Source organism: Dyadobacter sp. CY312 (genome assembly GCF_021390535.1).
Classification (GTDB): domain Bacteria; phylum Bacteroidota; class Bacteroidia; order Cytophagales; family Spirosomataceae; genus Dyadobacter.
The window spans coordinates 88,304-109,818 of sequence record NZ_JAJUXG010000007.1 but is presented as its reverse complement, the minus strand read 5'-3'; the positions used below and the strand labels follow the sequence as shown (position 1 = coordinate 109,818).

At 42.6% G+C, this 21,515-nt stretch carries 18 protein-coding genes; 17 read left to right on the top strand and 1 reads right to left on the bottom strand.

Translation table 11 applies throughout. The features are described from left to right. The first annotated feature begins 13 nt into the window (after positions 1-13). The 9 genes from LZG71_RS10235 (at position 14) to cobA (ending at position 9,920) form a co-directional block, all read left to right on the top strand. A complete protein-coding gene (locus tag LZG71_RS10235) occupies positions 14-1,174 on the top strand; it encodes a sulfite exporter TauE/SafE family protein (protein WP_233820055.1) in 1,161 nt (386 codons plus the stop codon). Positions 1,175-1,359: 185 nt separating this feature from the next. Then, positions 1,360-2,547 carry a PLP-dependent aspartate aminotransferase family protein gene (locus LZG71_RS10230; RefSeq protein WP_233820053.1) on the top strand — a complete coding sequence of 396 codons (1,188 nt, stop codon included), beginning with the start codon at positions 1,360-1,362 and terminating at the stop codon, positions 2,545-2,547. A 13-nt stretch (positions 2,548-2,560) separates the two neighbouring features. After that, positions 2,561-2,788, top strand: a complete 228-nt coding sequence (locus LZG71_RS10225; RefSeq protein WP_233820047.1) for a UPF0175 family protein — start codon at positions 2,561-2,563, stop codon at positions 2,786-2,788. Next, a complete protein-coding gene (locus tag LZG71_RS10220) occupies positions 2,781-3,245 on the top strand; it encodes a DUF3368 domain-containing protein (protein ID WP_233820045.1) in 465 nt (154 codons plus the stop codon). The genes LZG71_RS10225 and LZG71_RS10220 overlap by 8 nt, the downstream gene beginning before the upstream one ends. Then, entirely contained in the window at positions 3,242-3,943 is a 702-nt protein-coding gene (locus LZG71_RS10215) for a phosphoadenylyl-sulfate reductase (protein WP_233820036.1), read from the top strand. Before LZG71_RS10220 ends, LZG71_RS10215 begins: the two co-directional genes overlap by 4 nt. A gap of 110 nt (positions 3,944-4,053) precedes the next feature. Continuing rightward, on the top strand, positions 4,054-5,013 hold the full coding sequence (gene cysD / locus LZG71_RS10210) for a sulfate adenylyltransferase subunit CysD (RefSeq protein WP_233820034.1): 960 nt from the start codon (positions 4,054-4,056) through the stop codon (positions 5,011-5,013). 139 nt (positions 5,014-5,152) lie between these two features. Continuing rightward, complete coding sequence (locus LZG71_RS10205) at positions 5,153-6,397, top strand: sulfate adenylyltransferase subunit 1 (protein ID WP_233820025.1); 1,245 nt, start codon at positions 5,153-5,155, stop codon at positions 6,395-6,397. 333 nt (positions 6,398-6,730) lie between these two features. After that, on the top strand, positions 6,731-8,956 hold the full coding sequence (locus LZG71_RS10200; protein WP_233820022.1) for a HEPN domain-containing protein: 2,226 nt from the start codon (positions 6,731-6,733) through the stop codon (positions 8,954-8,956). 199 nt (positions 8,957-9,155) lie between these two features. Continuing rightward, positions 9,156-9,920, top strand: coding sequence for a uroporphyrinogen-III C-methyltransferase (gene cobA / locus LZG71_RS10195; RefSeq protein WP_233820020.1), 765 nt, complete (start codon positions 9,156-9,158; stop codon positions 9,918-9,920). A gap of 2 nt (positions 9,921-9,922) precedes the next feature. Here cobA and LZG71_RS10190 read toward each other — a convergent pair whose 3' ends face one another. Beyond that, complete coding sequence (locus LZG71_RS10190) at positions 9,923-10,219, bottom strand: hypothetical protein (protein ID WP_233820019.1); 297 nt, start codon at positions 10,217-10,219, stop codon at positions 9,923-9,925. Between the two features lie 153 nt (positions 10,220-10,372). Between LZG71_RS10190 and LZG71_RS10185 the strand changes: the two genes are divergently transcribed. The 8 genes from LZG71_RS10185 to LZG71_RS10150 all read left to right on the top strand — a co-directional run bounded on the left by LZG71_RS10185 (position 10,373) and on the right by LZG71_RS10150 (position 21,489). Beyond that, a complete protein-coding gene (locus LZG71_RS10185) occupies positions 10,373-11,272 on the top strand; it encodes a lysophospholipid acyltransferase family protein (RefSeq protein ID WP_233820018.1) in 900 nt (299 codons plus the stop codon). 102 nt (positions 11,273-11,374) lie between these two features. After that, positions 11,375-12,292: a lysophospholipid acyltransferase family protein gene (locus LZG71_RS10180; protein ID WP_233820017.1), complete on the top strand. Its 918-nt coding sequence runs from the start codon at positions 11,375-11,377 to the stop codon at positions 12,290-12,292. Further along, entirely contained in the window at positions 12,285-13,295 is a 1,011-nt protein-coding gene (locus tag LZG71_RS10175) for a glycosyltransferase family 9 protein (RefSeq protein WP_233820016.1), read from the top strand. Before LZG71_RS10180 ends, LZG71_RS10175 begins: the two co-directional genes overlap by 8 nt. A 51-nt stretch (positions 13,296-13,346) precedes the next feature. After that, the gene (locus LZG71_RS10170) at positions 13,347-14,252 is read left to right on the top strand and encodes a carbon-nitrogen hydrolase (RefSeq protein ID WP_233820015.1); all 906 of its coding nucleotides are present in this window, start codon (positions 13,347-13,349) and stop codon (positions 14,250-14,252) included. Between the two features lie 700 nt (positions 14,253-14,952). Next, complete coding sequence (locus LZG71_RS10165) at positions 14,953-18,111, top strand: SusC/RagA family TonB-linked outer membrane protein (RefSeq protein ID WP_233820014.1); 3,159 nt, start codon at positions 14,953-14,955, stop codon at positions 18,109-18,111. Positions 18,112-18,150: 39 nt separating this feature from the next. After that, entirely contained in the window at positions 18,151-19,629 is a 1,479-nt protein-coding gene (locus LZG71_RS10160) for a SusD/RagB family nutrient-binding outer membrane lipoprotein (RefSeq protein ID WP_233820012.1), read from the top strand. Between the two features lie 45 nt (positions 19,630-19,674). Continuing rightward, complete coding sequence (locus tag LZG71_RS10155) at positions 19,675-20,241, top strand: hypothetical protein (protein ID WP_233820010.1); 567 nt, start codon at positions 19,675-19,677, stop codon at positions 20,239-20,241. A gap of 60 nt (positions 20,242-20,301) precedes the next feature. Further along, a complete protein-coding gene (locus LZG71_RS10150) occupies positions 20,302-21,489 on the top strand; it encodes a histidinol-phosphate transaminase (RefSeq protein ID WP_233820008.1) in 1,188 nt (395 codons plus the stop codon). The last annotated feature ends 26 nt before the right edge of the window (positions 21,490-21,515 follow it).

Sequence of the window (21,515 nt, the reverse complement as noted above, 5' to 3'; positions counted from 1 at the left end):
TACTACATAGACTTTGAAGGAAGCGGTGGACTCTATACCCTCATCTGAAATCGGCAAACCGGCTGACTGGCAATCTATAGATGTAGCCTACATTGCAAGCGGTGATCCGGCAGAAGACCGGCGTTTGGCAGCATTGGCAAGAGAAAAGGGGCAGAAAGTTTATTTAAGAGACTTACCGGGGGAATCCGACTCCATATTCCACAAATCAGAAAACACCACTTCAACACCAGCACATAAAGCACCAAAAGTTCCGCTTACCTGGGAAACTGTTCAGGAGAAAATATGGGCTGCCACATTACGTAAGCGAACCAGAACGGAAATATTTGTTAATATTTTTTCAGCGATCGCTCTGATGATTGTTGGGCATTTGCTCTTCACTTATCTGACTTATGATCGCTTGTCTGTACTATGGGATGAGCTCGAACTGAATGAGGAATTCTTCTATTACGTGCTCGGAGGTTTTGTGGCACAAATGATTGACGGCGCTTTGGGTATGGCGTACGGTGTAACAGCCGCTACGTTTTTGCTAACACTAGGCGTTCCGCCGTCAGCAGTTAGTGCCAGCGTACATACTTCGGAAATTTTCACAAGTGGGGTTTCGGGCTATATGCACCTTAAATTTGGAAACGTAAACAGTAAATTATTCAAGAAAATCCTGTTTCCCGGTGTTTTAGGCGCTATTACGGGTGCTTATTTGCTATCTACACTTGAAAAATACATTTACATTGTCAAACCGTTGGTGGCAGTTTATACCCTTATTCTGGGAATTCTTATTGTTCAAAAAGCGTTGAAGAAACGTATTGAAAAACGCCCGATTAAAAAGATTGGATGGCTCGCAATGGCCGGAGGGACACTGGATTCGATTGGCGGAGGAGGTTGGGGACCCATTGTAACATCAACACTGATTGCAAGAGGCCGTCATCCAAGATATACCATTGGATCGGTGAATCTTGCGGAGTTTTTTGTTTCTCTTGCAAGCTCGGTAACGTTCATTACCATTATCGGTTTTTCGCACTGGAAAGTGGTTTTAGGACTAATTTTAGGTGGAATGGTGGCTGCGCCAATTGCAGCAACATTGTCCCGCCGACTGCCTATAAAAACAATGATGATTATGGTGGGAACTGTTGTCATTATCGTAAGTATGAGAATTATTTACATGGTTCTTTTTAGCTGAAAGCTATCAGCGATTGGCAGTTAGCCAATCTGCCATAAACGAATTATTAAATGAAAGGAATGCGGATTCGCATCTTAAAAAAACAATAGGGTTCTCAGTGCGAACAAGGTCCAATTGGTAATTAAAATAAGAAATATTCATTTCCAAGCTAACGGCTAATCGCCAATGGCTTACAGCTAGTTAATATGAAAAAGCAGACAAAAGCAATACGTACGCAAACAAAAAAGACTCAGTACCGTGAACATTCCACGCCGTTGTTCCTTACAAGCAGTTTTACATTCGAAAGTGCTGAACAGGGAAAAGCGTTGTTTGAAGAAACGGAATCGGGGAATATTTACAGCCGTTTTTCTAATCCAAGCGTGCAGGAATTTGTAGACAAGGTTTGTCTGCTTGAAGACTGTGAGGATGGTGTGGCAACTGCTACGGGTATGGCTGCTGTGTTTGCAAGTATGGCTGCGTTGTTAAAAAGCGGAGATCACATTTTGGCTTGTCGTGCTTTATTTGGCTCTGCTCATCAGATTATTACGCAGATAATCAGCAAATGGGGCATTACATATACTTACCTGGATCACGATGCCAGCGAAGCTGACTGGGAAGCGGCGGTATTACCGAATACAAGAATGATCTATCTGGAAACGCCTTCAAATCCGGGTTTGGATTTGGTTGATCTTGAAATGATTGGAAGAATTTGCAAAAAGCACAATCTTATTTTCAATGTAGATAACTGCTTTGCCTCCCCTGCACTGCAAAATCCGGTTGATTTCGGAGCTGATCTGGTTGTACATTCAGCAACCAAATACATGGATGGACAAGGTCGTGTACTTGGCGGTGTGGTTGTTGGCAAGAAAGAATATATTAACGAATTGCGGTTTTTCTGCCGTCAGACCGGGCCGTCCATGTCAGCGTTCAATGCCTGGGTGTTGAGCAAAAGCCTTGAGACCCTGAACCTGAGAATGGAAAAACATGCATCGAATGCATTGCAACTCGCTCAGGCGTTGGATAAACATCCGGATGTAAAAATGGTTAAATATCCGTTTTTACCTTCTCACCCACAGCACGAACTAGCTAAAAAACAAATGCGTGCCGGTGGTGCCATCGTTACAATAGATTTAGAAGGTGGTTTTGAAAGAGTATCCGCTTTTATGGCTGCTCTGGAAATTGCATCGTTATCATCAAATCTGGGTGATACGCGTACCATTGTAACGAATCCGTACACGACGACTCACGCAAAACTGAAACCAGACGAAAAACTGGCTTTGGGAATAACAGAGGGTTTGATCCGTATTTCTGTTGGTTTGGAAGACGTTGAAGACCTGATCAAAGATTTCACCAACGCAATAGAGGTCTCGGTCAAAAGTGCTATATTGGAGTAAAAATAATGTTCTTATGAAGACACTTACGATTACTTTACCTGAATCAGTCGAATCTGAAGAGTTTGAGTTGAAGATGATATTCGCTGGTCAGCTTTATGAACGTGGTAAGGTCACTTTGGGACAGGCGTCCGAAATTGTTGGAGTTAGCAAGCGAACATTTATAGAAGTTATGGGTCGCTTTGGTTTTTCAGTTTTCAGTGAATCGTTTGAGGATTTAAATGCAGATGTAAGTAATGCCTGAAAGCTTGGTGATTGCGGATACAAGTTGTTTAATTCTGCTGAGCAAGGTGGATGAATTAGCAATTCTTAAACTCAATTACAATAGGATTCTTATTACACCTGAAATCGCTAATGAATTTAACCAAGATTTGCCGGATTGGATTGAAGTAATAGGATTAAAAGATAGAGGATTGCAATTATTACTACAAGATTCTCTTGATTTAGGAGAATCTACCGCATTGGCTTTGGCAATTGAAACAGACAATGCAACCGTCATCCTTGACGATTTAAAAGCTCGAAAATTAGCTCAAAAGTTAGGCTTAAAGATTACGGGCACAATTGGAGTTATAATCAAGGCAAAGCTTAGAGGAAATATTCCATCCGCTAAGGCAATATTAAATAAGATATTAAGTACCGATTTCCGAATCAATTCTAAAACTGTTGAGGAGGCAATCAAACTAGCAGGCGAATCACCATGAACACAAACATATCCTCACTACACGCCGCCATTGAAGGCAAAAGTGAAACAGAATCACTAGCCATTTTGGCTGATCTGTTTCCTGGCGAAGTGGTATTTTCGACCAGTCTGGGTTATGAGGACCAGGTCATTACGGATTTCATTTTAAAGAACAACCTGAACATTACCATTTTCACTTTGGATACGGGCAGGATGTTCAACGAAACCTATATGACACTGCAAAAAACCAATAACCGTTACGATACAAAAATCAAGGTTTTTTATCCGCAAACGGGCGCTGCTGAAACTTTGGTAAGTACGAAAGGCCCGTTGAGTTTCTATGATTCCGTTGAAAACAGGAAAGAATGCTGTTTCATCCGTAAGGTAGAACCTCTCAACAGAGCTTTGAAAGGAGCCAAAATATGGGTAACGGGTATCAGGGCTGAACAGTCAGGAAACCGTCAGTCAATGAGCAAGCTCGAAATTGATGAAGCACACGACCTTATCAAATTCCACCCGATACTGGACTGGTCATTTGAAGAAGTGAAGGGTTATGTAAAGTCAAATGGTATTCCTTACAATCCTTTGCACGATAAAGGTTTCGTAAGTATTGGATGCGCACCATGTACACGCGCCATTCAGGAAGGCGAAGATTTTCGCGCCGGACGCTGGTGGTGGGAAGATGAGTCGAAAAAAGAGTGTGGTTTGCACGCGAAATAGCTGTTAGCAACAATCAGAGTAAGTAAATACATAGTTCCAAATTAGAATTAATTAAAAGCTAAGAGCTTACTGCGGTCCGCCGCGCGGCTCATAGCTAAAAGCTAAAAAATATGTCAATTTCAGTTAAAGATGTGTCGGATATCAGCGATCAGGAAGCGGACGAAAGACGCAAAACTCCTGATTATCTGGATCAGTTAGAGGCGGAAGCGATTTACATTATGCGCGAAGTGGCCGGTCAGTTTGAACGTCCAGCTTTGTTGTTTTCAGGTGGAAAAGATTCCATTACCCTGGTCAGGTTGGCGCAAAAAGCATTTGCTCCGGGCAAAATCCCCTTCCCTCTTGTGCACGTCGATACCGGACACAATTTTATTGAAGCCATTGAATACCGTGACCAGTTGGCCGAGCAAATCGGTGCCAAACTGGTTGTGCGTTATGTTGAAGATACTATTAAGGCAAAAGGTCTGAAAGAACAGACTGGTAAAAATGCAAGTCGTAACTGGCTGCAAACTTTTACTTTGCTTGATACCATAGAAGAATTTGAATTCGATGCCTGCATTGGTGGTGCTCGCCGTGACGAAGAAAAAGCACGTGCGAAAGAACGTATTTTCTCGTTCAGAGATGAATTTGGTCAGTGGGATCCGAAACGTCAGCGTCCTGAGCTATGGAATCTGTTCAACGGTCGTATCAGCAAAGGCGAAAACGTTCGTGTTTTCCCGATCTCTAACTGGACTGAACTTGATGTTTGGGCCTACTTGAAAAGAGAAAAAATTGCGCTTCCATCCATCTATTTTGCACACGAACGTTCCCTTATTTTAAGAGACGGGAAGTTGCTTAACAATACTCCTGTAATCGAAAAAGACGAAAACGACCAGATCGTAACACGTCAGGTTCGTTTCCGTACCGTGGGTGACATGACCTGTACAGCTGCTGTTGAATCAAGTGCATCAACACTGGACGAAGTAATTGCGGAAATATCCATTTCAAGAATCAGCGAACGCGGCGAAACCCGCATAGACGACCAGCAAACGGAAGCAGCAATGGAAGACCGGAAAAAGGGGGGGTATTTCTAAAAATGATGAATTAAGAATTAAGAATATTTTCATCGCTTAAAATACCAAGGATAATAATTCAAATACGTTAAGAGCTTTGTTTAAAGCGGGATCCTAACTCCTTTAACTACATAACTTCTTAACTTCTAACTTTAAAAAAGTGGATTTACTAAGATTTATAACAGCAGGTTCCGTTGACGATGGCAAAAGCACATTGATCGGGCGACTGCTTTACGATACAAAAAATATTCTGGCTGACCAGATGGAAGCCATTGAACGTGCGAGCAAAAGTCGGAACGTTGGTGAAATTGACCTGGCTTTATTGACTGACGGTCTGCGTTCGGAACGTGAGCAAGGCATTACCATTGATGTGGCTTACAAATACTTCCAGACTCCAAACCGCAAGTTCATCAGTATCGATGCACCTGGACACATTCAGTATACCCGTAACATGGTAACTGGTGCTTCCAATGCGGATCTGGCCATCATTTTAGTGGATGCACGTCACGGAGTTGTTGAGCAAACACGTCGTCACTCGTTAATTGCCTCCATGTTGGGAATTCCGCATGTAATTGTCGCAATTAACAAAATGGACCTTATCGGGAATTCCGAAGATGGTTTCCTTGCGATTGCAACGGCTTACAAAGAACTTGCTGAAAAGCTGAATATCAAGGACCTTACTATTATTCCGGTAAGTGCATTAAACGGCGACAACATCGTTGACCGCTCAGAAAACATGCCATGGTACACAGGTGAAACCTTGCTTTCGGTTCTTGAAACAGTAAATGTTTTAAAAGATCAGAATCAGGAAGATGCTCGATTTGCTGTGCAATATGTAATTCGTCCTCAAACTGATGAGCTTCACGACTACCGCGGATATGCTGGCCGTATTCAAAGCGGGACTTTCAAAAAGGGAGATGCTATTAAAGTGCTTCCTTCTGAGCAGGAGTCGAAAATCGCTAAAATTGAATTTGGAGGAAACGAAATTGAAAGTGCGTCTGTTCTGGAATCTGTAACGATCCTTTTGGAAGACGACATTGACATCAGCCGCGGAGATTCAATCGTTTCACTGAACAACTCCCCTATCGTAAGCCAGGATCTGGAAGCGATTGTGTGTTGGATGGATGACAAAAAAACGCTGAAACCAGGTAACAAATATGTTCTTCAGCACGGTACTTCAAGATCGCGCTGCTCGGTTAGAGATATTGAATATCAGATTGATATCAATTCGTACGAGAGACTTGAAGACGTTGAGAATTTGAAATTGAATGACGTTGCAAGAATTGTTTTGCGTACAGCACAACCTATTGCATTCGATCCATATAAGAAAAACAGAGCCAACGGAGCTGCCATTCTAATTGATGAGACATCCAATGTTACAGTTGGGGCTTGTATGATTGAGTAAAAGTTGAACGCCGCGATCAAGTATCAGTGACGCTTAAAGCAGTTGTCAGACTGAGCGGAGTCGAAGTCCGGGCTAGAATATTAAAATACCAAAAACACCCTTCGATCGCACGGGCGACCCCGTCCGCGCAGGGTGACATCAAACTGGTAAAGTGCTAGGGAGCATTTTACCATAATAAAATACCCGTCAGTGATTTATCCTGACATTTTTGAAAGATATATTATTCCAAAATTCTTGTAGATACGAAGCATGAGGCTGTTACTCACGCAACAGACACAAGATTTTCAATTTAATATTAATATACTATTCCGATAGGATAAAGTTAAGATCACCATGAGCAATTTAGTAATTTCAGAAAAGGTATCGGACGTTGCAAAGCGCGATATCATTGACCTAAACAACAAGATTTGTGCGTTTAACAGCGGCGAAACACCAGAAGAATCGTTCCGGAAATTTCGTCTGACACGCGGAGTTTATGGTCAGCGCCAGCCTGGTGTACAAATGATCCGGATCAAACTTCCTTATGGACGTATTACCGCCGATCAGCTTGTTCGCATTGCTGACACTTCTGACAAATTTGCAACGGGAAACCTACATGCAACCACACGTCAGGATATTCAGCTGCACTTTGTAAAACTATCCGATTCTCCACAGCTTTGGGCGGATCTGGAAGATGCCGGAATTACGCTTAAAGAAGCTTGTGGTAATACCATCAGAAATGTCACCGCATCAGCTGTTGCAGGAATTGATCCTGACGAACCTTTTGATGTTACGCCAATTACACATTCTATTTTCAGTTATTTCCTTCGCAACCCGATCAATCAGGATATGGGAAGGAAATTCAAAATTGCCGTTTCTTCTTCTGAAAAAGACTCTGCATTGGCCTTTATTCATGACGTTGGGCTTATCGCAAAGTTGGGTACAAACGCAAACGGAGAAACAGTGAAAGGTTTCAAAGTACTCATAGGTGGCGGACTTGGTGCACAGCCTTTTTCAGCCCAAACTGCTTTTGAATTTCTTGAAGAAGAAAACGTAATTCCATTCATTGAAGCATTACTCCGTGTATTCGACCGCCATGGCGAGCGTACGCGTCGTCACAAGGCACGGATGAAATTTTTGCTGAATGACTTCGGCTTGGAAGGTATGATGGAAAAAGTGGCCGAGGAGCGTAAAGCGGTTAAGCACAAAATTTTCACAATTCCTGAAGATCTGTTTGGAACCAATGAAGCCGAATCGATCAACCATGCTCCCCGCCCTGCGATCAGCGAAGAAGAAGTTTTGAAAATTGCTTCTGAAAATGGGATTGAAGATATTGCAACATTCACAAAATGGCTCAAAACCAACACTTTTGAACAAAAACAAAAAGGTTGGTATGCAGTTCAACTTCGTGTTTTATTGGGTGATATGCACTCTGATACAGCTCGTAGTCTGGCAAATATCGTTCGCCAATATGCTGCTGATGACATTCGTGTTACGGTAAACCAAGGATATATCTTACGTTTTGTTAAAGGCGAAGATCTGGTTGCAATTTATAAAGAGCTGAACAATCTTGGACTTGCAACTCCTGGATTTGACAGCACCATGGACATTACCACCTGCCCGGGAACGGATACTTGTAACCTGGCGATTTCCAGCAGCTATGGAATTACACGAGTGCTGGAAGACGTCATGAAAGACGAATTCCCTGAAATGTTATACAATCAGGATATCAAAATAAAGATCAGTGGCTGTATGAATGGTTGCGGTCAGCACAATGCTTCCAATATCGGTTTCCATGGCAGTTCTATCAAAAACGGCAAATTGGTTCTTCCTGCTTTACAAGTTTTGTTGGGCGGTGGATTTACAGGTGACGGCATTGGTTTGATCGGCGATAAAGTGATCAAAGTTCCTACCAAACGTGGGCCGGAAGCACTTCGTACCATTTTTAATGATTACGAAGCCAACTCTTTTGATGGTGAATATTTCAACCAGTACTATCAGCGTCAAACCAAGAATTATTTCTTCCAATTACTGAAACCAATCGCTGATCTTTCGACAATTCAGGATGATGATTACCGCGACTGGGATCACGATGAACTCTTTAAAACGGAGATCGGTGTTGGAGAATGTGCGAGTGTGATGGTCGATCTTGTTGCCACAACGATTACAGAGGGTCAAGAGAAACTGAATCTTGCCAAAGAAAACTACCAGTCGGGTATTTGGGCTGATGCGATTTACCATGCCTACAACGTGCTTATCACGGGAGCAAAAGGTTTACTGATGACCAAGGAGGTGAATACCAACACACAGTATGGTATCATTAATGACTTTGAAGCAAACTTTGGGAAAGAATTTCAGTATGACACCCCTGCTGAATTCCAACTTGACGATAAGGCAGAAACGCCTTTCCGTTCACTGGCTTTCAGTATCAATAAGTTTGAGCCAACCGAGGAATTCGCCACTTACTTCCTGGAAAAAGCGGAGCAATTCCTGAACTTCGTACGCGAAACACGTGGTGCCCAGTTGATGGAAAACAGCGAGCTGGTATTGCAGGAACTTTCATTCGGAAAAGACAGCTAACAGCTGATGGCCGCGCGGCGGACCGCTGTTAGCGATTAGCTTTGAGCCGTTAGCTCGCTGGCTAAGCTTGGTAAATGTTTTGAAGAAGTCAACTTTCAGGAAGTTGACTTCTTCAACCTACAAACTGTCCTACTTCAATAAATTTTCTCATTCTGCTCAAAAAAGCTAACGGCTTAAAGCTTATAGCTATCAGCTAAATATGAAACTTACACTCATTGGTGCTGGTCCGGGTGATCCGGATCTGATTACCTTAAAAGGGATCAAGGCACTTCAAAAAGCGAAAGTCGTACTTTACGATTCTCTTGCTCATCCTTCTCTTTTAGAGCACTGCCCTGACGATTGTGTGAAAATACTCGTTGGTAAACGCTATGGAAAAACCAGTTGCGGACAGGACGATATTAACAACCTGATTGTCGAATCTGCCAATCAATATGGTGAAGTGGTTCGATTAAAAGGTGGTGACTCGTTCATTTTTGGCCGTGGTTATGAAGAAATTATTTTTGCAGCACAGCATGGCATTGAATACGAAGTCATTCCAGGAATTTCAAGTAGTTATTCCGCTCCCGCATTGGCAGGAATTCCATTGACTTCGCGAGGACTCAGCGAAAGTTTTTGGGTGATCACCGGTACAACAAAAGACCACGCATTATCTGGGGACATCCTGCTTGCAGCCCAATCTACGGCTACGGTAGTGATACTAATGGGCATGCACAAACTACATGAAATTGTAGATATCTATGCTGGTCTGGGTAAAATAGATGAAGCGATTTCTATTATACAAAATGGCTCTCTTCCTGAGCAAAAAGTGGTAACTGGCAAAATCAGCAATATTCAGCCGCTTGTGAAGGTGAGTGGAATAAGTTCTCCTGCAATTATCGTGATCGGCTCCGTGGCCGCATTGCCAGACTTGTCAATTGAAGAAGTTCAAAAAATGATCAAAAAGCAGGATCTACAACCTGAATAAGGTCAAAGGATGTGTAGAAGCCATTTGAAATCGATAAAATTATTTTTCCCCTCGAGAACGAAGAAATAAATAATTCCTGCCAAAATAAGATAGCTTACAAAAAGCCACTTCTTTTTCTGCTCGTAGGCATCCCGCTGGTGAAAATAATCATAAACCATTGATGCTGAAAAACCTACGATCATTAAAAAAAAGCATAACACGCCACAGTCGGTGCGATAATGTTCATATGCCCGCATTGCAGGCGCACCCAACACCAGGTACATCAGCCACATGCCAAACCCCATTCTGTATAGATACATACTGAGGCGTCGGTCGTTCTTTATGTCAAATAATCCTTCTAACACAGCGTATTACAAAAAATGTTTGAATAGGTGAAACTACCTAAATTAGAAACCAAAAACTAACATTTTAATAACATATCATATATATGTAATATTGTAAAAAATGTATGCATGAATCGTATTATCACGAAATTTTTTCTCTATTTACTTAACTCCCTCTCTGGTTTGTCCTGGAAAAATGCTTTCAGGTTATCTGTTGTCATCAAATGGATCCTGTTTGATATCGGGAGATACCGTAAAAAAGTGATCTGGACAAATCTTAAAAATAGCTTTCCTGAAAAATCTGATACCGAACTTAAAGCAATAGCAAAGGACTTTCAACTGCATTTTACCGATCTGATTGTAGAGACCATAAAATTCCGTACAGCGAGTCCACAGGTGATTCGTGAACGTATCCAAGGCGACATCAGTATTATGGATGATTTTTATGCTTCCAAAACCAATATCATTTACCTCATGGGCCATCGCGGCAACTGGGAACTTGCTAACTTATTCTCTTCCCTTTGTTTCACCCACGAATGTATCGTGGTTTATCGTCCGCTTCAAAATAAGGAATCTGATCAGTGGTTTCTTGATCTTCGTACCCGATTTGGCGCCATTCTGGTCCCGATGGATCAGATTTTCAGAGAACTGCAAAAACCAAGAGAAAAACCATATGTTGTCGTTCTTGCTAACGATCAGTCACCAGTACCTGAAACGGCATTTTGGACTACATTTCTCAATCAGAAAACGGGCATTTTTCGAGGTGTTGAGGCAATTGCACGCCGTTACAACCTCACCGTTTTGTATGCAGACTTCCGTAAAACACCTGGGAGAAGAGGTTTTTATCAGGTTGATATTACGACTATCACCGAAGAGCCGAAAGAAATGGCGACCAATATGATCCTGAAAAAGCAGATAGCTATTTTGGAAAAAAACATTCGTCAGCAACCCCACAACTGGCTTTGGAGCCATCGCCGCTGGAAGCATAAAATGCCTGTAAATCTTAAACCAGAGCAAGTATCTATGTAATTCAATACCCGGCGAGCCATTTCCGAATGCACCAAATAGTGCCCAAAAAGGGAACTAATTTTAAGGGTGAATTGCTATTATTTTGGAAATAGCAGCAAGGGAATGAACAAAGTATTTACAAGAATATTGATTCAAATACTGACAGCGATATCAAAGCTGACCTGGCGGAACTTGTATAAATTATCCGACCTGTTTCGTTATTTAATATTTGATATAATCGGTTATCGAAAGAAGGTAATTCTCGAAAACTTGCACAATAGCTTTCCTGAGCAGCAAGAAGAGACGATTCAGCTAATCGCAAAAAAATACTACCGTAACTTCACCGACATCATTTTTGAAACCATCAAATTAAACTCAATTTCCAAGAGTGATCTTCTGAGTCGTTTCGAATTTGACACCTCTTTACTGGATCACTATTATGCCCGCGGAAAAAATCTCGTTGTAGTAGCCGGGCATCTGGGAAACTGGGAAATGCTCAATTTATTTGCATCTGCGAGATTATCCTACCAAATTGTGGTCGTTTATCATGAGTTGGCCAACAATACCTTCGAAGACTGGTTCAAAAAAGTAAGGACTCAGTTTGGAACGGAAATGGTGCCCATGAAAGACGCATTTGCAAAAGCAGTTACACCAAGAGATAAACCGTTTATTTATATTCTGGTTAATGATCAGTCTCCGGTTCCTGAAAAGGCATATTGGACTAACTTTTTGCATCAGGAAACGGGTGTTTTTCGTGGAGTGGAGCTCATTGCCAGGCGTATCAACGCCCCGGTGCTTTATATGGGCGTATTGAGGAATGAGTTTAAAAGAGGTTTTTATAAATTTTACTTTGACCTGATTACCGAATCTCCGAAGGAGGAACCGAATAATCATATCCTTGAAACGCAGATAAACATGCTGGAAAGGGATATTTTGAAACAACCTGACAACTGGCTTTGGAGCCACAAAAGGTGGAAACATCGCCGACCGCATAAATTGCAGCCTTTTCAATTATTGGAAGAACCTAAAAATAGTGATTAAACCAGTTAAATTTCTGATTCTCCGCTTTTCATCAATTGGTGATATCGTGCTGACCACCCCCGTAGTAAGGTGCCTGAAACAACAATACCCCAATGCTGAAATCCACTTCGTCGTAAAGAAAAAGTTCAGATCAGTTGTAGAACACAATCCTTACATCGACAAACTTCATTTGCTGGACGGAAATCTGGACCAACTTGTGGAAGAGTTTAAAGCCGAAAACTTTGACTATATCATTGATCTTCACAAGACATTACGATCCTATTTACTCAGATTCAAACTGAGGAGACCAACGCTTTCATTCCGCAAGTTGTCCGTGGAAAAGTTTGTCATGAATCGCTTTCATATTGACCTGCTCCCCCGGGATATTCACATTGTAGAAAGAAACCTGAAATCCGTTGAATCGCTTGGCGTAAAGAACGATCAGAAACCTGTTGATTATTTCATTTCAGACGATGAGATAATCCCAATTTCCCAGCTTCCCATTACACATCAATCCGGATATACTGCATTTGTGATAGGTGGACAGCATTTTACGAAGCGTTTGCCAACCAAAAAAATTATATCTATTTGTAAAAAAATGGATATACCCATTGTATTGCTGGGCGGACCGGAAGACGTGGCGGCTGCCAGGGAAATAGAAGAATCATGCGGTGTCAATATTTTTAATGCCTGTGGAAAATACAGTTTGAATCAGTCGGTTTCTCTGTTAAGGGATGCCCGCTCGGTAATTGCTCACGATACAGGTCTCATGCACATTTCAGGGGCATTTAATAAACCCATCGTGTCAGTTTGGGGAGGTACATCGGCGTCTCATTTTGGGGTTTGGCCTTATCTAAATGACCAAAATGTAATTGCGGAAGTCCCAAACCTGCCCTGCCACCCATGCAGCAATTTCGGACTTGCTCAATGTCCGCAGAAGCATTTCAAGTGTATGAAAGATCAAAATGAAACTTTCATTGCCGAAACAGCCTTAAATATGTTCCATGAAGCACGGACTGTCTGAACACCGATATTCCGTAATAATTGTTGATTCAAGACCAGAGATAAAATTATTATGACAAAAAAAGCAAATATTGGAATCGTTCAAATGAGCTGTTCCGGAGATATAGAAGCTAACTTCGAAAAAGCCAGGTTAAAAATAAGGGAAACTGCTGCCAAAGGAGCGCAAATCATCTGTTTACAGGAGTTGTTCAAATCGCTGTACTTCTGTGATGTGGAAGATCATAAAAACTTTGAACTTGCTGAGTCTATACCTGGTCCATCCACCGAGTCCCTGAGTGTGTTAGCAAAGGAACTTGGTGTGGTGATTATTGCTTCGCTGTTCGAAAAACGCGCGCATGGTCTATATCACAACACCACCGCAGTACTGGATGCCGACGGAACCTATTTGGGTAAATACCGAAAAATGCATATTCCGGATGATCCGGGCTATTACGAAAAATTCTATTTCACTCCCGGCGATGCAATTAATGGTGAAACAGAGGAAACCTCTGACCCCATCGGCTACCGGATTTTTAAGACAAAATTTGCAAAAATAGGAGTACTCATCTGCTGGGACCAGTGGTATCCGGAAGCGGCAAGGATTACAAGCCTGATGGGTGCTGAGATTTTGTTCTACCCTACTGCAATTGGATGGGATACAAACGAAACAGATCCTGTTATCAATGAAGAACAGTATGGTGCCTGGCAGACAATTCAGCGCGGACATGCTGTTGCGAATGGCGTGTATGTGGTCTCCGTGAACAGAGTCGGTCGTGAAGCAGATCAGCAATTCTGGGGAGGCTCATTCATTGCCAATCCCCAGGGAAGATTGCTGTACCTTGCGCCCCATGATCAGGAAGTAATACATGTAGAAGAACTTGATCTCCAAAAACTGGATCATTACCGAACTACCTGGCCATTTCTGCGAGACCGCCGGGTAGATTCCTATAAACCGATTCTGAAAAGGTATATAGATTAGTAAAATACAATAAGGTTGTACAAACGGGACTCTTCTAAGGGTCTCGTTTTTTTTATATTCCAACTTAACATTGAGGGAGAAAGCGGACCGGCTATTTTTCTCAATTTTTACAGAACCCATCAGGTGCTATGTGACTCCAAGTCTGCATCAATATATACTAAAACGGATTATTAAAAAAAAATAAAGGATTATTACTATAATATTTTACAATGTGAGATTAAAAGCAATTTTTATTTTTAAAATTGCTTAATAATGCAATTATCCTATTGCTATTTTAACCTTTGTCAGTATATTTGAAAGGTCGTTACACGAATGACTACTTCTTGATGAACGGATTTGTTCCAGCCGCACATGAACTCATCCGAATATAAAGAGGGAACCGAACTTTCAGGAAACCGCACTCCGGTGTACCTGTGAAGGGGTTTCAACTTACAGAAATAATTACTATAACATAGTTTAGATTTTCACCGTGGACGGGCCGATCGTCGACGCCTGACTTTGTTATGCGTTTATCCGCCTGCCCGTCCTCGATTGAAGAGGGTATTGCTTTCCGGAAAAGCAGTTTTGCAAGATTATGGCTGTGCTTGTCTGTCCACGCGAAAGTGTGTGCGGCGCATGGGAACGTGGACATCTCACAGCCATAACTTTTCTCCTTCCAGTGCCGCGTTTAACCTAACTACTTAAACACCACTCACCTCCCATGCGTAAATTTTTACCACTATTGCTACTAGCCTGCTGCTTTTGCACACTTGTAAGTGCTCAAACAAGGAGCATTTCGGGGAAAGTAGAAGCGTCCGATGACGGGCTTGGACTTGCCGGTGCTTCTATTATTTTCAAAGGCACCAACATTGGTGCTAACGCCGATGCTGATGGAAAATTCAGCGTCACGATTCCAGGAGATGGTATATTAGTTGTTTCTTACGTAGGCTTTCTTATCAAAGAAATTCCCATAGGAAATCAAACGCAGTTTGATATTAAACTTGAAGCAGATACCCGACAGCTTTCCGAAGTGGTGGTGACTGCATTTGGTATTGAAAGAGAGAAAAAAGCATTAGGCTATACAGTGCAGGAAGTGAAAGGCAGCGCGCTCACAGAATCCCGGTCAACCAATGTTGCCAATGCCTTATCCGGTAAAATTGCTGGTGTAAGAGTACAGTCAAACGGTGGTCCCGGTAGTGGATCAACCATCCAAATCAGAGGTGCTTCCTCGGTTTCGGGAAATAACCAGCCACTCATCGTTATTGATGGTGTTCCGATGGAGCAAACAGCCAACAAAACCTGGGGCGGCGGGATATCAGAAATAAATCCTGACAACATCAAAGAAATGTCGGTTCTTAAAGGGCCCAACGCTGCTGCCCTGTACGGATCCCGTGCTGCAAACGGCGTAATATTGATCACAACTAAAAATGGACAGGGTACAAAAGGTCTGGGAGTTGAAGTAAACTCCAACATTACTTTTGAGCGTCCCTGGATTAAACCAAATTTTCAGAACACGTACGGTGGTGGTAACGGATACCGCACCTGGTATAACAATGGATGGAGCGGATCAATTAGCAACCCTACTGAAATAGCTCAATATCGTTCCGTGTATGATTCGAGGTATCCTCTGGCAGGTTCGGAAGGAACCGATGAAAGCTGGGGAGCTCCTATGGATGGTCGCCTGGTGAGACAGTGGTGGACAGGTGACGAAGTTGCACCACTGACTCCTCAGTCCGACAACTGGGAGGAATACTGGCAAACGGGCCGTACAATCACCAACAGCGTTGCGCTTTCAGGTGGTAATGACAAAGGATTCTTTCGCCTGGGTTTGAGTCGTGTTGACCAGAAGGGGATAATGTATTACAACGATTTCCACAGGAATAACTTCCGTATCAACTCGGGCTATAACCTTTCCAAAAACCTGAACATCACGCTTTCCGGGGAATACATCAAATCTGGTTCTGACCACAAGGGATATAATTCGGGACAGGAATTTATCTGGTCTCACCGCCATGTTTCATGGGAGCAATTACGTAATTATGAAGATTACACCGCAGTACACAACCAACCTGCAACAGATACGGATCCACCAAACTGGCAACATACTTTCTTCCTTAATCCGTACTTTTCTCAGCGAAACCTTACAAACGGAAACGAGAAAGACAGATTGCTTGGTAACATCGCCTTGACTTACAAAATCCTTCCATCACTTACATTAATGGTAAGAAGCGGAACAGATTACTGGTCCGACACCCGCATAAACGTTTCTAACTTCAACAGAGTCCGTAACGGTGCCCGCACGCCTGGTCGTTTCTCGGAGGAAGTGTTGCGCAGCCAGGAAACAAACTCAGATTTTATCCTGACTTACAACAAAGATATCTCGAAAGATTTTGGCGTAAACGTGCAACTCGGGGGAATAAAACGTACCAATTATTATAAGAGAAATTATTTCTACGTAGGTGAAATGGTAGTAGATGGTTTATACAATGCAGGAAACTCAGTTCCTAGTCAGAATACCATTGAAAGTAACATCACTAAATCTGAGACTCAAAGTATATTTGGAACGGCTAATTTCTCCTGGCGAAACGCTGTGTTCCTTGATCTTACAGCCCGTAACGACTGGTCGAGTACCCTGCCAAGTAATGCCAGATCGTACTTCTATCCATCAGCTTCACTAAGTGCGGTAGTAACAGAGTTACTGGATGTAAAAAGCGACATTTTAACATTTGGTAAAGTTCGCGCCAGTTATGCTCAGGTAGGTAATGATGCATTACCATATCAATTGGCACAGTCGTTCCTTGCGAGCGGTTCATGGAATGGTTCAGTTGCCAAATTCACAGAGAATATTCAAATCGCCAATTCTAACCTGAAACCGGAAATTACAACAGGCCTTGAACTTGGTGCGGACATCCGCTTATTCCGCGGAAAAGTGGGTTTGGACTTCACTTACTACGATCAAACTACACGTGATCAGATTTTGGGAGTTGAAATTTCAAAAGCAAGTGGTTACAACACGCGTATCCTGAATGCCGGAAAAATCACGAATAAAGGTATTGAGGTTTCCATTACAGGTACACCAATCAAACTTTCGAATGGGTTTAGCTGGGATGTTTCTTTAAACTATTCCCGCAACCGAAATAAGGTAATTGAACTTGCAGAAGGACTAACCACCTACACCCTTGCCACACAAAGAGGTATGACCTCAGAAGCACGTGTAGGACAAGCTTACGGAACATTCTACGGGGTTGGTTTCAAAAAATCTCCTGACGGACAGGTTATTTATGATGCAAGCGGACTTCCTGTGACAGTGGCGAATCAGAAACTTGGTAACATTCAGCCCGACTGGATTGGTGGTATTTCCAACTCTTTGAACTACAAAGGAATCACATTGAGCTTTCTGATTGATGCCCGCATTGGCGGTGACATTTATGATGAAGGAACAGGTACCGCTCGCTGGACTGGCCAATACGCCGAAACTGCTCTTGGACGTGAAGAAGGTGTGATTGGAAATGGTGTGCGTGAAGTAGTTGCTGCCGACAAAAGCATCTCCTACATTCCTAACAACATCATCGTGACAGCCAATCAACTTTACGGATACAGCAATCCCCGTAACTATCATGAGTCAGCGATTTTTGACGCCAGTTATGTAAAACTTCGTGAAGTTTCTCTTGGATATTCTTTCAGCAACTCTTTGTTGAAAAGGGTAAAAATCCAGTCGGCAAAACTATCGGTTGTTGGACGTAACGTTTGGATGATCTTTAAAAACACGCCACACATTGATCCCGAAATTGACTCCAAAGGAGGAAATCAACAAGGTTTTGGCTACGGTGAACTTCCAAGCTCACGCAGCGTTGGGATGAACCTATCACTATCTTTCTAAGACAGTTAAACCGTATCCAGGACTTAAAAGAACTTTCTGATGAAAAACATATTGAATCATAAAACCATTTGGATAACTGCGCTGGCAGGAATTCTAACTGCGACCAGCTGTACCAAAGATTTTGATGAAATGAATGTGAACCCTAATGCTCCAACGGCGATAGGACCACAATATCTTCTTCCTACCGGAATTGAAGCTGCTATTGACCGCTACTGGGGCCATCGCGACCGGTTCGAGAGGATCAACATCGATGCAGCCGAACTTTATGTACAGCACCTTACCAGAAACATTTACAGCAACGAAGGCGATGATTACACGGTATCTCCTGCGTTGATTGCAAATAACTGGAAAGGATTTTACAACGATTCACAACTGAATTTCCAGCGTATCATTCTTCAGACTGGCGAAGGATCTGCAACACCAAATGTAAATTATGAAGGAGTGGCGCTGGTGATGCGTACATGGGTTTTTTCTCTGCTGACAGACATGTATGGATCAATACCCTACTCAGATGCGATCAAAGGAACGGCATCGGAAGCAATTTACACGCCGAAGTACGATTCAATGGAAGAGATATACGCCGGTATGCTCAATGACCTGAAAACTGCCAATGCAAAATTAACTGTGGGTGGCCCCGCAATAGCTGGTGATATTCTCTATTCAGGTAATATTCTAAAATGGAAAAAATTCGCAAACTCACTTCGTTTGCGTCTGGCGAATCGTCAGGCTGCGAAAAAACCAACTGAATCCCGGGCGATCATGGCTGAGATATTGGGTAATCCTACTACCTATCCCATTTTCAATAGCAACGATGACAACGCATCACTAAAATGCACCACCGTTTTGCCAAGCAACAACGAATGGAATCAGATCCTGATCCAGGGTGGCAGAACCGACTGGAATATTAGCAGCACTCTTGCTGACAAAATGAACTCATTGGGAGATACACGAATCACTGTTTATGCAAATCCAAACAAAGACGGCGTGTACCAGGGTCACCCTAATGGTTTGCCGGACGCAATTGCGACTTCTTACCTCGCTACCAGCTCCACCATCGGAAGTGCGTTTACCAAAGCAGATGCGCCAGAAGTAATCATGACTTTCTCTGAACTAAACTTCATTCTTGCCGAAGCTGTGATAGATGGAGATATTACCGGCGATGCCCAAACCTATTTTGATGCAGCAATTAAGGCTTCTTTTCAACAATACGGACTCACTCCACCTGCCGCATTCACAACGGCACTTGGCACCGTAACCCGTGAAAAGATATTGGAGCAAAAATGGGTTTCGCTATACGCACAGGGTATTGAGGCTTGGGCAGAATGGCGCCGCACCGGCTTCCCCGTTTTCCCTGCTCCCGACTCACGTGCAGTTTTGAAAAACGATGGAGTACTACCAACACGTTTCAACTACCCAAGTTCAGAATTCTCATTGAACGCAACTTCCGTAGCTGCAGGCGTAGCCTTGAACGGAGGATCTGATGACATGAAAACCAAACTTTGGTGGGCGGAAAAATAAGTTAAGCAACAATTGGAATAGCAAGTCATCGAAAATTTCAGAATTATGAAAAATATAAAAACACTTTCTATCGGGGTCCTGGCTTTTTTCACCGTGGTAATCGTATCCTGTAAAGTCGAGGACCCGTTTCTGGACAGCACTGTAGCACCTGTTTTGGTAGATGTACAAGGAGCAACCTTTGGCGCCCCAATTTCCGCCACGGCGAATGTTCCTACCGATAGTTCTTCAAAAGAAATTACAGTAGCCTCAAGATTGCTGGAACTAGATAAAACCAATATTCTTGACAATACCAAAGGCATTGATTCAATACCTGTTGCCGGCATTAAAGTAACTCTTACTTACGAACTCACAAAGACTGTAAAGGTTGACACCCTCCTTTTTAAGGGGATAACATATACTTTCAAGGATGAAGTATATAAAAAGAGTGATACTTGGGGAGAGATCACAACAGATACTAATGGACAGGTTTCCATCAAAACAAGTTATAAAGAACTTGGGTTTGAAGAAAATCTAATTCAGCGAAAAGGTGATATTATTAAAATCACCTGGAAGGGGACGCATAAAGGAATTCCGTTTACCCGCTTCTCCCAAATCACAGTGACAGATAAATAGAATAATACAAATCCTACCTAATAAAACAATAATCGTCACCTATTACTAAACATGAATGCAATGAATCAAAAAATCGACCGTCGCAGCTTACTAAAATCTGGCTTACTGGCAATTGGAGGAATGACTTTGGCACCTCATCTAAGTATGGGCGCATTTGCAGGCCAGCCAATTACAATGGATCCTGAAAACCGTATTTTCAGAAGTCCTATGGTTCGCGAGCATTTTTTGCCAGAAAATTTCAAAGCACCTAAAATTGTTGCCCGACTGAGTTCCAACGAGAATCCTTACGGCCCGCCTGCATCTGCTCAGAAAGCGGTAATTGATGCTGTTAAAAACGGTAACCGTTACGCAGGACGAGATATGTTCGAACTGGTAGAAAAAATCGCTAAAAAAGAAGGCGTTACAGCTGATCACCTTATGGTTGCGCCAGGCTCTTCCGACTTACTTGAAAAAGTAGCGATTGTCCTTTTCATGAACGGCGGCAATATTGTATCAGCAGATCCCTGCTACATGTCCATGATCAGAGTAGCGGAGTCTGTTGGAGCCAAATGGAAAGCAATTCCCTGCACCGCAGACTGGTCTCACGACCTAAAAGCAATGGAAGCGGCAATAGATAAAGATACCAAACTGGTTTACGTTTGTAACCCAAACAACCCTACCGGCGCAATCACCAACGGCCAGGATTTGCTTGATTTCTGCTCCCGCGTTTCAGAGAAAGTACCTGTTTTTGTTGACGAGGCTTACATAGAACTTGCCGTAGGCGCTGACACACAAAGTATGGTATCGCTTTTGTCTCAAAAGAAAAACGTAATAGTTGCACGTACATTTTCCAAAATTATGGGAATGGCAGGGCTTCGTTTCGGATACATGGTAGCATTACCGTCTTTCCTTAAAGAGATAAACAAAATCACAAGAGGAGGTTTTAGCATAACCAATACCACAGTGGCAGCTGCAAAAGCAAGCATGGATGATAACGACTTTCAGGATATGACTCGCAAGCTCAACCATGAAGCGAAGCTGTATTTGTATAGCAATCTTGATAAAATGGGGTACAAGTACATTCCTTCATATACCAATTTTGTTCTTTTCCCTGTCAGTATACAGGGAAAAGAGTTATTGTCAAAAATGACTGACAAAGGTATTTCCATACGCTCATTTGATATTCTGAACAAACCCTGGTGCCGTGTAAGTATCGGAACTATGGACGAAATGAAAACATTTGTAAACGCCCTTGGTCAGTTGAGTTAAAAAATCCGGGAAGTCAGGAGCAAATC

Coding starts and splice junctions, on each gene's coding strand:
- LZG71_RS10230 (WP_233820053.1), top strand. CDS start 1,360: ATGAAAAAGCAGACAAAAGCAATACGTACGCAAACAAAAAAGACTCAG.
- LZG71_RS10220 (WP_233820045.1), top strand. CDS start 2,781: ATGCCTGAAAGCTTGGTGATTGCGGATACAAGTTGTTTAATTCTGCTG.
- LZG71_RS10150 (WP_233820008.1), top strand. CDS start 20,302: ATGAATCAAAAAATCGACCGTCGCAGCTTACTAAAATCTGGCTTACTG.
- cobA (WP_233820020.1), top strand. CDS start 9,156: ATGAAACTTACACTCATTGGTGCTGGTCCGGGTGATCCGGATCTGATT.
- LZG71_RS10200 (WP_233820022.1), top strand. CDS start 6,731: ATGAGCAATTTAGTAATTTCAGAAAAGGTATCGGACGTTGCAAAGCGC.
- cysD (WP_233820034.1), top strand. CDS start 4,054: ATGTCAATTTCAGTTAAAGATGTGTCGGATATCAGCGATCAGGAAGCG.
- LZG71_RS10225 (WP_233820047.1), top strand. CDS start 2,561: ATGAAGACACTTACGATTACTTTACCTGAATCAGTCGAATCTGAAGAG.
- LZG71_RS10190 (WP_233820019.1), bottom strand. CDS start 10,219: ATGTATCTATACAGAATGGGGTTTGGCATGTGGCTGATGTACCTGGTG.
- LZG71_RS10165 (WP_233820014.1), top strand. CDS start 14,953: ATGCGTAAATTTTTACCACTATTGCTACTAGCCTGCTGCTTTTGCACA.
- LZG71_RS10215 (WP_233820036.1), top strand. CDS start 3,242: ATGAACACAAACATATCCTCACTACACGCCGCCATTGAAGGCAAAAGT.
- LZG71_RS10160 (WP_233820012.1), top strand. CDS start 18,151: ATGAAAAACATATTGAATCATAAAACCATTTGGATAACTGCGCTGGCA.
- LZG71_RS10170 (WP_233820015.1), top strand. CDS start 13,347: ATGACAAAAAAAGCAAATATTGGAATCGTTCAAATGAGCTGTTCCGGA.
- LZG71_RS10155 (WP_233820010.1), top strand. CDS start 19,675: ATGAAAAATATAAAAACACTTTCTATCGGGGTCCTGGCTTTTTTCACC.
- LZG71_RS10180 (WP_233820017.1), top strand. CDS start 11,375: ATGAACAAAGTATTTACAAGAATATTGATTCAAATACTGACAGCGATA.
- LZG71_RS10185 (WP_233820018.1), top strand. CDS start 10,373: ATGAATCGTATTATCACGAAATTTTTTCTCTATTTACTTAACTCCCTC.